The following is a 17,784-nucleotide window of genomic DNA, read 5'->3' on the forward strand; positions in this document are numbered from 1 at the left end:
ACTTATGGTTTTTTGGGGGTGACCATTTCAACATCTTCCTTGTCAACAACAACAGCCCCCGGTGGCGATCCTTTAGGCTTCCGTACATATTTTGTTTTGGTGATGATAACAGGAGCTAATTTTGATCCCCTGGCCTTCGAATTGTACGCAGCGTACGATGCCGCCTCAAGCAATACATCTTTGGGGGGCATCCCCTTATCATTCGCCATTCTAATTACCAAGTGTGATCCGGCTACTTTTCTTGCGTGCATCCACACATCTTCTTTATGAGCCTGTTGTACTAATTGGTCATTACTTTTAGCATTCTTCCCAATCCAAACCGGGTAGCCTTTTATCTCGAGGGTATGAAACGGAAGCTGATCTCCTTCATCACTGTTCCCTCCTTGGTCGCGATATGGCTGTAGTTCTTGTTCCTTTTCTTTTTCCCAGTCTTGAAAATCCCACAAGTTGGTTATGTTTTGAGCCTCTTCTAATAATTGTTCTGCTTCCTCTAATTCCTTCTGCATTTTCGGGATGCGTTTCTGGGCTTCTTCATACGATTTTTCTGCGCCGGCTGATTTATCATAATAGCGTTCGGCATTTTGGGCTATATCCAGTTCACGCTTCAAAGGAATTTTTACTTTTTTTCCTTCATCGTATAGATCTTCTACTTCAATTTCTTCCTTGTTAACATGACCCAAATGTGCATTTGCCATCAAAATATGACCCCATTTTTCATATTTCTCAGCTCTCTCAAGACCTTTTTCAGCCTGGTCCAAATTCTGTAATCCGGATTTCTTGCGCTTTATCTTCCGTTTCAGGCTTTTAATCAAAGATGATTTACGCTGCTTTAATCGCTGACTTCTTGAATAATTCTTATACCGGTAGCGAATAAGATCATTGACATCATCAAATATTTTCTCCGTTTTCAAAGGCAATGTTTCTTTTGATAACAATGTAGTTTCTCCATTCTCAAGCAGGCGAAAAGTTGCATTCTCTTCCATTTCTTCACAGATAGATTTCACGAATTTTTTGAGTTCTTCTTGTGAAGCATCCTCAAGTTCATGGATCTCTATCAGGTCTTTGAGATTTTGGCGGGGAAGCATCGGGTTTAAAGCCGTTAATTTATTCTTAGTGCTTTTACGGCTTATATCTCCCTCAACTTCATAAAGATCTAACCATTGGGGTTCAGGAGTTTGATCTCCGGGTTTATCGTACTCTTTAAAAACCTCTGTGATTACACCATCTTTTGACAAAAATACATTAGCACGGTTACTGAACAACCGAAACGAAAGCCTGTACCCATTTTCAAAATCAATACATAACCACCGGTCCGTTTCAGGGATATGTACCTCCTTAATTTCAGTGCTATAAATCGCTTCAAAAAAATCGATAGTGTTGCTTTTTTTTGCTCCCCGATAGCTGTCCAAAAAGAGAGCTGTATTCCCTGGAGCTGAACTGTAACATAACCGCAGTTTTTCATCTCCAGCTTGAATAAAAAATTCAATATAGTTTTTGTAAGGGCTGACTGACTGATCGATATACCCCCCAATCAACTTGTTTTTGAACCGGCGATTTAGATATATTAGTTCGTAATAATTCATAAAGAAGAAAGCGGGAGATTAATAACGTTCATGCATTATCCAATATTTAATTCTATTGTTAATACTTTAGAAACACAATTGGAAAAAAGAGGTATTAAAACGAATAAGTTTAAGACTTGGGAAGATAATAAGATTCACGCCACGGGTTTAGAGTTTATGATTCCCCTGAGTGACACCTCAGATTATATGGAATCACTTTCTATCAATTTTGACTGGGACAGTTTTCGGGAAACAACTATTGCCAGAGAATTAGAGGGTATGGAGAATCATCCATTTCTTAAAGTTGAAACACTCACCAAATCTTCTGTAAATCCAACCATTGATGTAGAGTTAAGCTGGTTATTTGATATTGAAACTTGTCAGCCTGAAGTGCCGGGAGAAGCAGGTAATTACCGAATTGAACAAGCAAGTCGCTGGATGGAAGCCATCAGCAACAAAGTAAATGAATTATTAGCTGATGACGATATTATAACTCGGTGGCATATCGAAATTGATGGGGACGAAAACGGTCGCTACCTTTCTGCCATCAATTTAATTTCATATTTCCAATATGAATTAAGTGCACCCAAAAGTTTGAATGAAGTTCAGCATTTAGTAAGCCGCAAACTTCATGACCTGTTGCTCAAAGCCAACAAAGTAATCTTTACTTCTAATCAGGTTTTGGACGAATCGATAGCCGCTTAAGAATTTCATTGATGCCCCGCGAATGACTCAAGCACCCGCAGGGAACCAAATCAATATTGATAAATCTTAGTTGTACTTATAGAATCCTTCTCCGGTTTTATTTCCGAGCTTACCTGCATCTACCATTTGTACAAGTAAAGGAGCCGGTCGGTATTTAGGATCTTTAAACCCTTCATAAAGTACGTTCAGGATATCAAGGCATACATCCAGTCCAATGAAATCTGCAAGTCGTAGAGGACCCATTGGGTGTGCCATTCCAAGTTTCATTACTTCATCTACGTGCTCAGGCTCTGCCACTCCTTCTCCCACACAGAATATAGCTTCGTTGATCATAGGCATGAGTACACGATTACTTACAAAACCGGGGCTGTCATTAACAGGAACCGGTACTTTTTTTAGGTTCTTGGCCGTTTCTTCAACCACTTGATAACTTTCGTCATCGGTTTGAAGCCCACGCACAATTTCTACCAATTTCATTACAGGCACCGGGTTGAAAAAGTGCATCCCAATAAACTTTTCAGGTCGCGATGTTAGTGCCGCTAATTTCGTTATTGAAATGGAGGATGTGTTTGATCCCAGGATAGCGTGATCCGGTGCCGCTTCGTCCACTTGCTGCCACACGCTTTTCTTGATGTCAAAGTTTTCGGGAACGGCTTCTACCACAAGATCTACATCTTTAACACCGTCTTTTATATCTAAAAAGACAGAAATATTATCTAAGCTGGCTGATTTTTTTGCTTCGTCAATCTTCTCTTTTTTAACCATGCGATCCAGGTTTTTCTCAATGGTTGAGACTGCACGATCAGCAAATTCTTGTTTCGTTTCGATGAGATTAACGGAGATATCGTTCATGGCAAACACATGCGCTATTCCATTGCCCATGGTTCCACCGCCAATTACCGCTACTTTTTTAACATCCATATCAGTTCGTGTATTTTATAGTTTAAATTAAAATCCGGTTTGGTCTACTAATCTCTTTTCAAATGCCCATCAAAAATTGAATCGCAGGTTTAATGTTGCTCCCGGTTCACCAAGACCATTCACATACGAAAAACTGGCTTCAGGCAAATTCTTACCCATATCTCTGGCTCGGATAAATGCGCTTAAACCGCTCACCAATCTGTTAGACACCATAAGGGCAACAAGAGCCGGGAGCTGACTTCTATTACGATCTACTTTTTCGCGGGCACTTTCATAACTATTTCTGAGATCTCTGTTTTCCCAATTCCATCTGTACTCGGGAGTATCCGGAAACACATTGTCCCAATTTCTGAGGCGTAGTTGTTCCTGGTTGTATGCATCAAGATTATCAAAACTTCCAATTGCAATCAGGTATTCCCTGGATTTGTCCGAGAGTTCTGTTCCGGCTTTACTCAGGGCCAAGGTATAAAAATCATTTTCAAGGCTATTGGCCCTGGCATCTAAACCAAAGTACGAGAGAATCAAAACTACTTCTCCGGCCATATGATACTTGCCTCTGTTCCAGTTGTTATTGTCCACATAATAGTGTCCCCAGCCGGGCATGGCTAATGAACGCAAAAAAGCATTTCGTGGGTTGGGTAAGTCCTCATTTTGTGCAGTTTGAGCCTGAACCTGAAAAACAGAAATCGCAGGTAGCAGAATCAAAAATGCCAATGTTTTCAGAACCAGTTTCATAAACGGTGATATTGTATGATTAAGATATTTCATTATGTCTGACTCTCGATTCTAAGATCTTAATTTTAGGAATTCTTTTTTCTTTCTCTGCCCCAATGCCTGAAAATAGAGATACTGAATCCGGCCATCAAAACAAACGTACCGACCCAAACTACAGATATAAATGGTTTTTCTTCTGCCACAATGAGCACCCACTCGGGTTCGTATTCTTCCTCCAGTCCGGTTACTGTTAACTCAATGCTATTTTCTTGTGGAAATATCTGTGTGAACTGGAATTCTAAATCAAATTCTTGGGCAAAAGCAGGCGGTGAGTAGATATAACTTTGTCCCTCCTGACTGTAAACTGCGAAGAGCGGACTTAAGGTCATAATTCTGTCACTGGCCGGATGAATAAGTTCAACTTCAGCCCGAACCCCAATTGAGGTATTTGGAGGTAATTCTGTACTGTCGGTACGGGCATAATTCACAAACCGGATTTTATATTTCCCGACATCAATGGTTTGCCCCGGGCTCAATTCCAGCTTTTGTACGATGGGTTCATCAACTGTAGTATCTTGAACTGCTTCAGGACTACCACGCTCAGCAACACGCTCATTTTGTTCTTGTACATAAGAACTTCCACCAGCATATAAATAAATATCACTCAAGAGTCCGGTTCTTACATCAGGATCAACGGACCATTGAATATTTTCTTGGGTTGATGAGGTCAACATTGGGTACACCTCAGGAACCATATAAAAAGGTTTACCTCCATCAACCGGTTCAAACCTGATCTTATAATTCTGTTGCCCTCTGCGAACGCTGTTATCCAGTTCATACCCTTCGTAGGTAACCATGTATCGGCCATCCACTAAAACCGGTTCATTCAGATTCAGCGAAAGCATTTCTTCTTTTTGGGTCACAGTAAAACCTTGTTCGTCAGTAACCTCCCCCCGTTCAACCGCTGCGTTATAATTAGCCGTTCTTTGATCAACCAGAACTTCATTGTAAGCTGAAGAGGCAATTATACCTACCAATAATAGCCCAAAACCAATATGCGTGAGAGATCCACCAATCAATTTTGGTTTTTGTTTGGCAAGGCGCACCAATACCCAACCATTACCTACAATGGCAAAAAATCCGCAAAACAGGTACACCATGTAATACAAATTCCGGACATCCCCTATAATGATTGAAGAAATCGTAATCACACTTGTCACTAAAAGTGGATTTATAAGGGCAGCTGCAAGGCTTTCAGCGTCGTATTTTTTCCAAAATAAATACTGACCAAGTACCGTAAAAATTGCCATAATCATAGCGATAGGCATACTCCAGTTGTTATAGAAACTAATTTCCGGTGGAGTAGGGTTTTCTACAAATAAACGACCAATTATTGGCGAGCTGGTACCAAGAATGATTACGAGTCCTAAAATCAATAGCAGCATAGCGCCGGTAACCGTCATAAATTCGCGACTCAAAATTTTTGATTCCTTCTCAGGCGAAGGCAGCTCTTTATATCTCCAGAAAAATAACCCCAGCCCAACAAGGGTAACCACCAGCATAAAAGCCAGCAGTTGGTTGTATAATCCAAGATCAACAAAGCTGTGTACAGAGGAGCTTCCAAGTATTCCTGATCTGGTTAGAAATGTTTCGTAAACCACTGCCACGTAAGCCAATATGGCAAACAAAATAGAAGACTTTTGGGCGACAGAACTTTTACGTTGAATGATCATGGTATGAATCCCCGCTGTACCAATCAGCCATGGAACCAATGATGCATTTTCAACCGGATCCCAGGCCCAATAACCACCAAAAGAAAGGGTTACATAAGCCCAATAGCCGCCTAAGAAAATAGCTGTCAGCAATGCTACATTTGCACTTAATGTCCAGGGCAAAGCCGGGCCAACCCATTCATTATACTTACGCTTCCATAAGGCTGCCATCGCAAAACAATATGGGATTGTCATCATGGCGAAACCGACAAATAGTATCGGTGGATGGATCATCATCCACGGACTCTTTAAAAGATCATTGAGACCACTTCCATCAGAAGGTATAAAATCAGGATTTGCCTGAATGAAAGGAGCGTTTGGCATCTCTTGGGCAATAGTTCGGAATGGAGATGCTCCTAATTTCAGCCCAAAAATATCCCATCCCAACAACATGGAAAGCAGGAATACTTGTGTCAAAGTCAGGAAGAATAGAACAGGAGCTTTATATGGCGGACGAGTCCATTTCATCAACCCAAAACCAAAAAATGCAGAGATCAGTATCCACAACATGAAGCTCCCCTCCTGACCGCCATAAAAGGCTGAAAACAAGTATCGCGGAGTGAGATCTAAACTGGTGTAGTTGTACACATAGTAGTACTGAAACTGGTGCTGAAAGATCAGGTAGATCAATATTCCGGAAGCTACAACCAAAAAAGCAGCTTTGGCAGCAAATAACCAATTCCCAACTTTGTAAAGTCGATATCCATCTCTTTTTGCGGAGATAAAGTATATGACCATGGCAAAGATGGAGGCTACAAAGGAAGCTGAAATTAACGCCTTACCAAGAATTCCTAACATAAGAGCTTAAAATAAACGATTGAATCTGTATTCTGTATTAATGAGCTGATTCAGCAGGGTAGTTAAAACCTATTATCCTTCTGCTGCATTTTGAAACCTGCCGGGATCGCTGTCATTATATTTAGATGGGCATTTCATCAGCATTTCGTTGGCGTAAAAAGTATCGCCACGCATCTCTCCTATCACCACTAACTGGTCAGCAGCTTCAAAGTTATTTGGCTTGGGTTTAGGATATACAACCTTTTTGGAAACACCATCTTCATCTTTCATGTAAAAAGTAAAGCGCTTTGTTTCCATAGAAAACTCAGCTTCTTTTTCCTTATCCCATACACCCGGTATGTGAGCTGTAGTTTGGGTTTCAGCCTGTTCAAAAGTGGTATAAGTACTTATACTTTCACCAAAGTTATACATTAACAGGGAAGTAAATCCCACGATGGCGACAATGCCAATAATTAGTTTCGGTTTCATTCTTCTTGGTTTGAATTAATTTGTTCTTCCAACTTCGCCACTTTCTTATCTACACGGAATAGAAAGAAAAGCAGAACCAGCCATATTATTAGACTCACTCCCAACACTACATAAATTAAGTCGTTCGACGACATAAATTGCACGAATACTCCGGCTTCTTCAGCACCCGGGGCACCCGCCCATTGGTCAGAATAAGCTTCGGTCAGCGTATCAACGATTGCGAGTGAATCTTCTTGCATCAAATATTGAATTTCTTAAGTATTGAGTCTAAAAAATATTCGGCCTGTAAATTACGAATTCTCTGCCTTCAATTTCAGAATGTTGTAACGAGTATAAATTTCATAGATCCAATATCCCATTGCGATGAATCCGATAAAAGCCGGGTATAAAATAAACCGTAATTCATCCGCCGTAATTTCACTAAAAGCAGGGTTTCCATCGGCCCCGGGATGTAAACTTGTCAACTGCCGCGGAACAATATACAGCAAAAAAGGAACCGTGGTAACTGCAAAAATATTATAAACTGCCGATAATTTTGCGCGTTTTGCGCGATCATCGAAAGCTGAACGGAGCACGAAATAGGCAACATAAATCATCAGAGCCAAGGCTGCCAAATTCATTTTTGGCTCTGCAAAAGTCCACCAGGAACCCCAGGTAAAACGAGCCCAAAGTGAACCGGTTAACAAGCCACATATTCCAAAAACAACTCCTACCGTAGCTGCCGAAGAAGCTTTGACATCATCCTGGAGATTAGCATCATTCAGGTATTTTATGCTGTACCATAAACTTATCAAGAACAGTACAAACATGGTCATCCACATAGGTACATGGAAAAATATATTTCGTGCCGTCTGCTCCAGGATGGGAATCTCAGGAATATAAATCAAAAAACCGGCAGCAATGACGATTGTCATCCACACCGCAATTACATATTTCCAGACTTTCAAGAGAGTATGAATTTTATTAACTATGGGTATGTTTTGAATTGAAAATATACGAATTTAAGCTCGTTTTTCTGAGTCATTAATCGGTAAAATATATTATGCCTGAACACAACAAATCCATCACTTTGACACCTTCCTGGAAAGCCTTTTTCTGGAGTTACTTTTTTGGAATTCTTTTACTCCCTCTACTCATTGGCTTTATTATACTGTGGAAAACACGTCAAAAACATAAAGGGATTTACTATGAAATTAAGGATCGACTTATCACTGTTGTTGAAAGTAAGTATTCCCAGAATATTGATCTGAAAGACATTCGTAAAGCAGAACCGGGCGAAATTCGTTTTGGCGTTGGCTCCGTAACCCTAAAGACTCAGGCACGAGAAATTGAATTAATTGGCTTAGAAAACCCTGAGGGCATTGCCAAATCAATTGAAAAAGCTGTTGAAGCTGAACTCAAAAGACTGGAATCAAAAAGACTAGCTAAACCGCGTGAATCTGAATATGATCCCGGCTCCATGGATCGACTTGATTACTTAACCGGGCTTTGGCAGCAAGGGCTCGTCAGTGAAGAAGATTTTGAAATCGAACGTAAAAAATTCGAAGGCAGCTGACTTACAACTATTCTTTACTATAGTTTTCCATCGTTTTACAAAAATATCCCTTTTATTACTCCCCTAACCTAAATCCTAACTTTTTTATATGAATACTTCTACTATAGTTAAATCCGTGCTCTCTGCGGTATTAATGACCTTTATAATGAGCCCGGTCAGTAACGCACAGAATGCAAATTTTGAAGCCGCTGAACGATTTACCGGTGATAAAATGAGTAAAATCGTAGGCAGCACTTCCGTTTATCCCCGTTGGATCGAAGACACCGATAATTTTTGGTACACCTACGAGAATAATGAAGGTAAACAGTGGTATTACGTAGATAGCGAAAGACCACGTCAGCGTCTTTTATTTGACCAGAATGAAATGGCTTCTCAACTTACCGAAATTTTTGAACGTCCCTTCAATGCCTTGGATTTAGATTTGGAAGGATTTGAATACGACGCAGATAAGGAACGCTTCACCTTCCATGTAGACAGTATTAAGTTTACTTATAATATTGATGGGAATGAGTTGATTAAAGGTGACTCCCTTGAAAGTGAAGAACGAGAAAGATGGGCTACCTACTCCCCTGACAGTACCTATATCGCCTTTGCCAAAAACCACAACTTGTATTTGATGAGAGCAGATGACCCTGACAGCACAGAAATTCAGCTTACTGATGACGGTGAGAGATGGTTTAGCTATCAAGCTAGCCAAGGTGACACTACCAGTGATGAAAGATTACGTTCAAGAGTACAATTTTTTGATGATGAAACGAAGCTTTGGGTTCAGAGAACAGACAACCGTGAAGTAGAAGAGCTTTGGGTTATCAATACCCTTGGTAAGCGCCCGGAACTGGAAACTTATAAGTACGGAATGCCCGGTGATGACGAAATTGGCATTGATCATGTTGAAGTCTTCGATATCGAAAGTCGGGAACGTACCCGAATGGATACTGATAAATGGGAAGATCAGGATTTGCGGGCTAATTATGGTGGACATCAAACCGGTGATTACAAAGCCAACAGTTCTGATAAACTGTATATCTATCGCGAAAACAGAAAATCTGACAAAGTTGATATCCTGATTGGGGATACTGAAACCGGTGAAACAGAAGTTTTATTGAGCGAAACCAGTGAGCCGTATTTCAATTGGAGCTATCAGTACTTTGGAGTGATCAACGATGGAGAAGAATATCTGTGGTGGAGTGAGCGCACCGGTTGGGGACAACTCTATCTTTATGACAGCGAAGGTAACCTCAAAAACCAAATTACTTCCGGAAATTTTGTAGTCGGCAATGTGGTAAAAGTCGATACGACTGCTAAAACCATTTATTTTGAAGGATATGGCAGGGACGGAGATAATCCTTACTACGAACACTTGTACAGCGTAAAATTCAACGGATCAGATTTTAAACACCTGACCCCCGAGAATGCCAACCATAGTGTGTATGAATCAGATGAAGACAATTATTTTGTAGATAATTATTCTACGGTCGATCAGCCTACAAAATCTGTATTACGAGATGAAGACGGAGATATCATCCTTAATTTACAAGAAGTAGATGTAACCAAAGCCGAAGAAATTGGCTGGCAAACGCCGGAGGAATTTAAGATCAAAGCAGCGGATGGATTTACCGACCTCTATGGAGTAATGTGGAAACCTTTTGATTTTGATTCAACCAAGAACTATCCCATTATCTCCTACGTCTATCCGGGGCCGCAAACTGAACCATTTCCAACCAGCTTTTCAGTATCCGGTATGACCGGACGAAATCAGGCACTATCCCAACTTGGATTTGTGGTAGTAGCTTTCGGTCAGCGTGGTGGTAGTCCTGAGCGCTCTCGCTATTATCACACCTACGGATATGGAGATTTACGTGATTATCCATTAGCTGATAACAAATATGGAATTGAGCAACTTGCCGCCCGACATTCCTTTATTGATCAGGATAAAGTGGGAATATTCGGTCACTCCGGTGGTGGCTTTATGAGTACGGCAGCCCTTCTCACCTACCCTGAATTTTATGACGTTGCTGTTTCTTCAGCCGGTAATCATGACAATAATATTTACAACACCTGGTGGAGTGAAACCCATCATGGCGTGAAAGAGAACCGGAAAACGGTTACCGAGATGAACGAAGATAGTGTTGAAGTTGAAAAAGAAATCGTCACCTTTGACGGTAGCAGTGAAGCCAATGCAGAATTAGCTAAAAACCTGCAAGGACGATTACTGCTTGTTCATGGAAACATTGATAACAATGTGCATCCCGCCAACACTCTTCGTCTTGCTGATGCTCTCATCAAAGCAGGTAAGCGTTTTGATATGATGATACTGCCCGGCCGCCGTCACGGATTCGGCCCCTATCAACCCTATTTTGAACGACAAAAATGGTATTACTTTGCCGAGCATCTGCTTGGAGATTATCGAACCAATATTGATTTCAACATTCCTGAAGATGAGTAAGAATTGAAACTGGAATTGTTAACGTTCAACGCCGAAGTGGGTTAAATGCTTCGGCGTTTTTTATGTAATAGCCTATAAAGAAAAGGAATATACGGGGATGGCACTCTTAAACCATTGTAGATTAGCACAATTTATTTGAAACATTAAACCAACGGAAGCGGAGCTTCCTGGTAGGCATTACCAAACAGAGTTTGGTAACGAGTCGTTCTTCTTATAACCATTTCCGTATGGCCAAATATCTTTCGATAAGATAGACAGGAAAACATGCATCTCTTCCCTTATCTTGGGATACATTCAAATACCAATAAAGCATTTCAAATACATGGATTGGAAAACCGTAAAAGACTACGAAGACATCACCTATAAAAAGTTGAATGGCGTTGCCAGAATTGCATTTAATCGTCCGGAAATCCGCAATGCATTTCGGCCCAAAACGGTATTTGAACTGTATGAAGCACTTAGCGATGCGAAAGAAGACAATAGTATTGGCGTGGTGCTATTAAGCGGTGAAGGTCCCTCTCCCAAAGATGGTAAATGGGCTTTTTGTTCAGGCGGTGACCAAAATGTGCGATCCAAAACCGGTTATAAAGCTGATGACGGAATTGCCCGACTCAATATTTTAGAAGTACAGCGGCTTATACGTTTCATACCTAAAGTTGTCATTGCCGTAGTTCCCGGCTGGGCAGTTGGCGGCGGACATAGCCTCCATGTAGTTTGTGATCTCACATTGGCCAGTAAAGAACACGCCATCTTCAAACAAACCGATGCCGATGTAGCAAGTTTTGATGGTGGATTTGGCTCTGCCCTGCTTGCCCGACAAGTTGGCCAAAAACGAGCCAGGGAAATTTTCTTCTTGGGAGCCAATTATTCTGCTCAGGAGGCTTTTGAAATGGGCATGGTGAATAAAGTGGTACCTCATGATGAACTGGAAGAAACAGCTTATGAATGGGCACAGGAAATCCTGGCGAAAAGTCCTACAGCTATAAAAATGATCAAGTTTGCGTTCAATGCCATTGATGATGGCATGGTGGGTCAACAGGTGTTTGCCGGAGAAGCTACACGTTTAGCTTATATGACCGATGAAGCTGAAGAAGGTCGCAATGCCTTTCTCGAAAAACGAAAGCCGAACTGGGATGATTTTGACCGTTCCCCTTCTTAGTTAAAAGCTGAAAAAGGAATTTCATAGAGTTCTCCGGTTTCTTCAGCAATAATAAGAGAGCTGTCGTTGGTAAAAGCTATGGATTCCACTTGGTTTGCTTCAAAAAAGACTTTCTGGATGGTCCCCGAGAAAAAATTATCATCGGTAAACTCTTGCAAAAGCCATATCGAGGAAAAAGTCAGTATAGCCACTGAATCTCCGGAAGAAGAAATATCCGCTCCGGTCACCTTGTCATCAAAGTTGATGGTATCTAATAAGTCCACCGAGTTCATTTGGGAGGCACTGGGATTAGACATTTTGAACAACTTGGTATTTGTTCCTTTTGCTTCTTTGGTAATGATGTAAAAAGTACCTTCAAAATAAAATAAGGCTTCCGCATTTGGTACAATCTCCTTTCCTTTTTTGTTTTTAAAAGAACCTGAATACTTAAACCGGTACCTGTCTATTGTAAATATACGTTGTGAGGAAATATTTGGCTCCCTAAAACCCAGTATAGCCAACTCATCCCTGCACAAACAATTGTTACCGATATCACCGATGTAGATATTTCCCTCATCATCCGCTGCGATATCCTCCCAGTCTTCGTTATCTGTCGCCATGAGTTTTACGCCATCGTCATTAGAATTTTCAGGCCGTTCACCTTCCTTATCAATGGGATATATGGTAGCCTCATCCCCGGCATCACCGTGGAGCCAGAATATGTTTTCAAAAGAAGGGCTTTGAACCAAACCGGAAACTTCTACATCTATATCTTCATCAACAATAGCGTAAGGCTCAAGGCTAATAGTTTTATCTTTATTGTTCTCTCCCTTACAGGAATTGAAAATGAAAGTCGAAACTACCAGAAGAATTAGTACGGAGAAATTGGAAAGCAGTTTTTGTAATATCATGTTGGAAATTTAGGGAATTAGCTCGAACAAATATATACCTTGTTTTAAATCAAAAACCAATAGTACAATGAATATTCAGCATCAGGAATCAGATTCAAAAGGCGAATTTTTTATGGAAGATAATGGAACCCGAATAGCAGAAATGACTTATTCCAAGGCCGGCTCTGATAAAATAATCATTGATCATACAGAGGTGACTGATGAAGGGCGCGGTAAAGGTTTGGGAAAACAACTGGTTAAACGCGGGGTTGAATTTGCAAGGGAGAATGAGCTGACGGTATTGCCTCTTTGTCCTTTTGCCAAGTCAATTATTCAAAAAACACCTGAATTCCAGGATGTGTTGTAACAAAATTTGGCTATGCAGGAATAGCTTATTTATACGCGTTTACCGGTTAGAAAATAGCTTGAAACAATCTCTGAGTAAAGTAACCTTGGGGCGTCCGAAGGACCTGCGAGCGTTACGGGCAATAAAGCTGAAAAGGCGAACGCTCCGAGGACCTACGGACGCTCGGGGGTTCTCTGTCTATCCTTCCAACCGGTAAACGTGTTATTCATGTCTTATTGCATCAACAGGGGTTAGGTTGGCGGCTTTCCAAGCGGGGTAAGTGCCAAATATAATCCCAATTAAAATTGCGACCGCTAAAACAAAAAGTGCTGTATTTGTACTCAAAGCAGCATGGAAGGTTAAATCTGTAAAGCTATTGATAAGTTTAACTATTCCGAATACACCAATCACTCCCACTACCCAACCCATTATAGAGCCAACCAACGAAACCGTTACAGATTCTGATAGAAACTGGAGCACAATATCCTTTTTGCGGGCACCGGCGGCTTTTCGAATTCCTATTTCTTTGGTTCTTTCTGTGACTGATATCAGCAGCACATTCATTATGCCGATGCCTCCAACCAATACAGCAATCCCGGTAATTGCTCCCATCACTAATTTAAAGATCAGAATACCCTGGCTAAGTTGCTCTACTCTTCCTTCGTAGGTTGAAATGATAAAAGCTTCCGCTCCCTCTTGGTAGCTCTTTTCCATCCATGACTCCACTTCAGCTTTAATAATCGGGACATCTTCCACTTTATTACTCTTTATGATTAATGAAGGTGAATTCCCGTTTTTAACATGTTCTCGATAAGTGGTAAAAGGTATCAATGCCTGAAGTCCGGGTACCTCAGTTCCTGTAATTCCAATAATTTCATATGGAACTCCCTCTAAACTCATTTCTTTACCTAACAGACTCTCCCTGTCACCTCCCCATTTTTGAGCTAATTCATGGGAGAGCACCATTTTTTGTGAAGCTTCTTCTACCTCTTGCTTATTGAAAAACCTACCTGATAACTCCATCTCTCTGAATGCAGAAAGATTTTCAAGTGACGCACTTACAGTCACAGCAATACTTGAATCTCTGTATTTAACAACACGATTGCTTTGAGCAAGTAACTCCGCATTCCCCAACGCTGATATCAACTCATGTATAGACCTTGTTTCAGCCATACCAATTGAATAGACCGTATCTCTTGGGATGCGAACATCATTGACTATATTAAATCTTCTGGGACTAACTGTAAGCATTTGAACTGAAGTCGTAGATTCAATTTGCTGCCGACCGGTTTCCTCAAGGCCATCTCCCAATGATAGAATTGCGACTAAAGCAGCTACCCCAATAATAATTCCCAACATCGATAAAACGGAGTGTAAAAGATTAGCCCGAATATTTTGAAGTGCTATTGATACCGATTTAAATATTTGTTGCATACCATCATTTTTAGGTTGACCGCCTAATGTACGGGGGGTTAGAACCCATGTTTCATTTTCATAAAAAAGGCCTATATCATCTTATGAATAGCATTTAAACACTTTTTTTATTTTTCTTGTAACGTTTACCCTATTTCTTGCATCTAACCCATAAAACATAGATTCAATTTGCTTTCAAAAGGCGAAGAAAACAACATTATTACAAGAGCTATTCAAGGAGATCAGAGTTCTTTTAAAGTATTATATGATGAACATATTGATGCTTTGTTTGCTTTCCTGCATCAGTTTTCTGATGAAAGAGGGCAAGTGAAAGACTGGACACAACGAGCTTTTATGAAAGCTTTTCAGAATCTTCATTCTTTCAATAAGGACTCGCGATTCAAAACCTGGCTTTTTTCTATTGCATTGAATGAAATGCGGATGGATAAAAGAAGTGAATTTCATTTCCAGCAGCTCGATGATGCAGACTCTGAATTAATCACCGAACCTGAAACCGAGAAACCGGAGAAGTGGCTTAAGGCCAAACATGCCATCAAGCAACTTGAGCCGGATAAACGAATTGTCTTTTTGCTCAGCATAGCTGAAGAATACACTCATAAAGAGATAGGAAGTATTCTGAATATCCCGGAAGGCCATTCAAGAGTAATCCTTCACCGTGCCAAAAAAGAATTACAACAAGTACTCTTATCATGAATAATCCTTTTTATAAACCAAACGATTTTCCTACTTCTGCAGAAAAAAATGAACTGTGGAAAAATATAAACCACTCATTGCCGAACACCTCAAAGGCAAATATGCAATTTCACTGGAAGAGTTTTTGGATTGGAAATGCCGCAGCCATTTTACTGATTTTTGCTTCCATCGGTATGTATCAAACCGGAATGGGCCTACTAACACCTACTCCCTCAGATCAAGATCAGGTTTACCGGGGCTTAAATGCAGCTACCCAACAGCTGGATGAAGTGGCTCCTTCCTTGATAAAGCAAGCCGGTAGTCGCTCACGTCCTTCCATGGAATCAACTCTTTCTGCCATTAGAGAAATTGACCGATTGATAGCAGAAATTAAAAATGAAATACTCGTCAATGGAATCACCCCTTCAAAAAAGAAAAGCCTGAACCGGCTTTATGCAACCAAACTCGATTTCTACAAAGAACTTTTACTCATAAACCGTGAACAGTCATGAAATATCTAAGATACTTTTTACCAATTATTATAGTAGTCCTTTCAACTACATTAGCTTTCTCCCAAAGCGGGACAAAAGATGGAACCTTCGATGCAGCTGGCCTGGATGAATTTTTCATCAAAGTTAATTCTGGAATAGATATCGAAATTGAAGGAACTGCAACAAATCAGATCTCGTACACCTACTCATTTGAAGGAAACGATGAAGCCTATCAAAAATACTTTGAGGAATTTAACCCTCGCTTCAATAAACGAGCCGGGAGAGCTGAATTGGAAATTGAATATCCCGAAGAAAAGAATAATAATGTTTCCTATGAAATAGAAAAAAATCTCCTGACACTGCAAATTCCTGAGCAAGTCAGGCTTCACCTAACAACAGAATATGCCACCATCGGCATTCAAAATATTGGAAGAGATGTTTCGGTTTACAATCGCAGCGGCTCTGTTACTGTAGAAGATGTTGGGCAGTCTGTAGAAGTCACCAATGAATATGGTGACATCAGCGTAAGAAACGTACGTGGCAGAACAAACATAAACGGCCGTTCTTCTACTATTGATGTTGCTAACATAACCGGCATGGTTTCTGTAAGAAGCAGTTATTCAAAACTGAATATCTCTAATATTGATGGCGATGTAGAAATACAAAACAAGAGTGGTGCCATAAACGCCTTTGAGATTCGAGGAAAGTTACAGGCAGAAGCTGATTACTCTGAGTTTGAAATCACAAATATAGAGGGTGCAGTTGACCTCCGTTCTCAAAGTGGAAATGTATATGTGGAGGCTGTCCGTGGATTTAACTTCGCCGGAGACTATACCGATGTGAGGGTTAATAACGTCAGGAATGCTGCTATGGTCATGATAAATGGACGTTCCGCCGATATCACAGTTTCTAATATCGAAGCCAATACTTCCATCACCGGAGAATACATGAACGTGAAAGCCTCAAACATCAGCCGCAGACTTTCCATAATGAATCGGTCAGGAACCGTTGAAGCTGCTAATATTTCTGAACGGTTTGATTTTAACGGTGAATACACGGATTTGGAACTCACTAAATTTCAAGGAAATGAGCTTCAGATCAGGTCAAAATCAGGGAGTGTATCCGTTGATGCACTTTCAAATAATTTAAATGCTGACATCGGCACTGAATATGGAAATATAGAACTGAAGATACCGAATGCGTTTAATGGCAGTTTTGAAGCAACGGCCACTTACGGTACAATCAATCACAACCTTACCTTAAGCAATAAGCAATTGACTAGTGATAATAATTCACGAAGAATATCCGGTATTGTAGGCGATTCAGGAAAAAACTCTTCTCATGGAATTTTCCTGGAAGTCAGGAATGGAGATATAACCGTACAGGCTAATTAATGGTAATTTGGTGAGTAGTCCGGCTTTCTGAAATTTCAAAAACTGCATCTTTCCAAGAAGCCGGGCCAAACCGCCCACGTGCATTATTCGAAAAGCCATAGGCCTCTTTAGGTATTCCCAGCAGATTGGTATCCAGTTCCCCGTTTTCATTTTCATCGTGATAAACGGCAATGGCATATTCACCATAAGGCAGTTCATCATGTTTCCAGGTCAGGGAATCTCCCTCAACTGTTAAAACAAAAGCGTGCAGTGGATTTTCTTTTGAGTCATAATTCTCTTTACTATCAAAAACTGCCACACGTACTTCTCCCTCAACTTTAGGAATATTATTGATTTTAAGTTCAAACTCTGAGCGCAGATTTTCTTTTTCCGGATAGGCTATCTCTTGTGCAAATGCACTAATACTGATGAGGGAAATTATTAGGGAAACAAAAAATATTTTCATGAACGAGTGACCAAAATGGATGATATTCAATGG

The 17,784-nt window shown here is 40.5% G+C and carries 18 protein-coding genes; 8 read left to right on the forward strand and 10 right to left on the reverse strand.

Annotated features, from left to right (window positions below; translation table 11 throughout):
• Positions 1-2: 2 nt before the first annotated feature.
• Positions 3-1,583, reverse strand: a complete 1,581-nt coding sequence (locus RI561_RS00590) for an NFACT RNA binding domain-containing protein (RefSeq protein ID WP_395078265.1) — start codon at positions 1,581-1,583, stop codon at positions 3-5.
• A gap of 30 nt (positions 1,584-1,613) precedes the next feature.
• On the opposite strand from RI561_RS00590, the gene RI561_RS00595 reads away from it, so the two are divergent.
• On the forward strand, positions 1,614-2,267 hold the full coding sequence (locus tag RI561_RS00595; RefSeq protein WP_395078266.1) for a hypothetical protein: 654 nt from the start codon (positions 1,614-1,616) through the stop codon (positions 2,265-2,267).
• Between the two features lie 66 nt (positions 2,268-2,333).
• Here RI561_RS00595 and RI561_RS00600 read toward each other — a convergent pair whose 3' ends face one another.
• The 6 genes from RI561_RS00600 to ccsA all read right to left on the reverse strand — a co-directional run bounded on the left by RI561_RS00600 (position 2,334) and on the right by ccsA (position 7,887).
• Complete coding sequence (locus RI561_RS00600; protein WP_395078267.1) at positions 2,334-3,188, reverse strand: 3-hydroxyacyl-CoA dehydrogenase family protein; 855 nt, start codon at positions 3,186-3,188, stop codon at positions 2,334-2,336.
• A 69-nt stretch (positions 3,189-3,257) separates the two neighbouring features.
• Positions 3,258-3,923 carry a hypothetical protein gene (locus tag RI561_RS00605; RefSeq protein WP_395078268.1) on the reverse strand — a complete coding sequence of 222 codons (666 nt, stop codon included), beginning with the start codon at positions 3,921-3,923 and terminating at the stop codon, positions 3,258-3,260.
• A 65-nt stretch (positions 3,924-3,988) separates the two neighbouring features.
• Entirely contained in the window at positions 3,989-6,472 is a 2,484-nt protein-coding gene (locus RI561_RS00610; RefSeq protein ID WP_395078269.1) for a heme lyase CcmF/NrfE family subunit, read from the reverse strand.
• A gap of 72 nt (positions 6,473-6,544) precedes the next feature.
• Positions 6,545-6,940, reverse strand: coding sequence for a cytochrome c maturation protein CcmE (locus RI561_RS00615; protein ID WP_395078270.1), 396 nt, complete (start codon positions 6,938-6,940; stop codon positions 6,545-6,547).
• The gene (locus RI561_RS00620) at positions 6,937-7,179 is read right to left on the reverse strand and encodes a CcmD family protein (RefSeq protein ID WP_395078271.1); all 243 of its coding nucleotides are present in this window, start codon (positions 7,177-7,179) and stop codon (positions 6,937-6,939) included. Before RI561_RS00620 ends, RI561_RS00615 begins: the two co-directional genes overlap by 4 nt.
• A gap of 51 nt (positions 7,180-7,230) precedes the next feature.
• Positions 7,231-7,887, reverse strand: coding sequence for a cytochrome c biogenesis protein CcsA (ccsA, locus tag RI561_RS00625; protein WP_395078272.1), 657 nt, complete (start codon positions 7,885-7,887; stop codon positions 7,231-7,233).
• 95 nt (positions 7,888-7,982) lie between these two features.
• Here ccsA and RI561_RS00630 point away from each other — a divergent pair, with 95 nt between their 5' ends.
• The 3 genes from RI561_RS00630 to RI561_RS00640 all read left to right on the forward strand — a co-directional run bounded on the left by RI561_RS00630 (position 7,983) and on the right by RI561_RS00640 (position 12,100).
• Positions 7,983-8,495, forward strand: a complete 513-nt coding sequence (locus tag RI561_RS00630) for a hypothetical protein (protein WP_395078273.1) — start codon at positions 7,983-7,985, stop codon at positions 8,493-8,495.
• An 88-nt stretch (positions 8,496-8,583) separates the two neighbouring features.
• Positions 8,584-10,941, forward strand: coding sequence for a DPP IV N-terminal domain-containing protein (locus tag RI561_RS00635; RefSeq protein ID WP_395078274.1), 2,358 nt, complete (start codon positions 8,584-8,586; stop codon positions 10,939-10,941).
• Positions 10,942-11,263: 322 nt separating this feature from the next.
• Complete coding sequence (locus tag RI561_RS00640; RefSeq protein WP_395078275.1) at positions 11,264-12,100, forward strand: 1,4-dihydroxy-2-naphthoyl-CoA synthase; 837 nt, start codon at positions 11,264-11,266, stop codon at positions 12,098-12,100.
• On the opposite strand, the gene RI561_RS00645 is transcribed toward RI561_RS00640, so the two are convergent.
• Positions 12,097-12,990: a hypothetical protein gene (locus RI561_RS00645; protein ID WP_395078276.1), complete on the reverse strand. Its 894-nt coding sequence runs from the start codon at positions 12,988-12,990 to the stop codon at positions 12,097-12,099. The genes RI561_RS00640 and RI561_RS00645 overlap by 4 nt on opposite strands.
• Before the next feature lie 34 nt (positions 12,991-13,024).
• Here RI561_RS00645 and RI561_RS00650 point away from each other — a divergent pair, with 34 nt between their 5' ends.
• Positions 13,025-13,336 (forward strand): GNAT family N-acetyltransferase, encoded by a 312-nt coding sequence (locus RI561_RS00650; protein WP_395078346.1) that lies wholly within the window; start codon positions 13,025-13,027, stop codon positions 13,334-13,336.
• A gap of 201 nt (positions 13,337-13,537) precedes the next feature.
• Here the strand turns inward: RI561_RS00650 and RI561_RS00655 are convergent, their stop codons facing one another.
• A complete protein-coding gene (locus tag RI561_RS00655) occupies positions 13,538-14,749 on the reverse strand; it encodes an ABC transporter permease (protein WP_395078277.1) in 1,212 nt (403 codons plus the stop codon).
• Positions 14,750-14,917: 168 nt separating this feature from the next.
• On the opposite strand from RI561_RS00655, the gene RI561_RS00660 reads away from it, so the two are divergent.
• Genes RI561_RS00660 through RI561_RS00670 form a run of 3 tightly spaced genes read left to right on the forward strand, consistent with a single transcriptional unit; the run spans position 14,918 to position 17,306 of the window.
• Positions 14,918-15,442 (forward strand): RNA polymerase sigma factor, encoded by a 525-nt coding sequence (locus RI561_RS00660; RefSeq protein WP_395078278.1) that lies wholly within the window; start codon positions 14,918-14,920, stop codon positions 15,440-15,442.
• Positions 15,439-15,933: a hypothetical protein gene (locus tag RI561_RS00665; protein WP_395078279.1), complete on the forward strand. Its 495-nt coding sequence runs from the start codon at positions 15,439-15,441 to the stop codon at positions 15,931-15,933. Before RI561_RS00660 ends, RI561_RS00665 begins: the two co-directional genes overlap by 4 nt.
• Positions 15,930-17,306, forward strand: a complete 1,377-nt coding sequence (locus RI561_RS00670) for a DUF4097 family beta strand repeat-containing protein (RefSeq protein WP_395078280.1) — start codon at positions 15,930-15,932, stop codon at positions 17,304-17,306. The genes RI561_RS00665 and RI561_RS00670 overlap by 4 nt, the downstream gene beginning before the upstream one ends.
• Here the strand turns inward: RI561_RS00670 and RI561_RS00675 are convergent.
• On the reverse strand, positions 17,299-17,751 hold the full coding sequence (locus RI561_RS00675; RefSeq protein WP_395078281.1) for a DUF2141 domain-containing protein: 453 nt from the start codon (positions 17,749-17,751) through the stop codon (positions 17,299-17,301). The genes RI561_RS00670 and RI561_RS00675 overlap by 8 nt on opposite strands.
• Positions 17,752-17,784 lie beyond the last annotated feature (33 nt).

Source organism: Gracilimonas sp. (assembly GCF_031581265.1).
Classification (GTDB): domain Bacteria; phylum Bacteroidota; class Rhodothermia; order Balneolales; family Balneolaceae; genus Gracilimonas.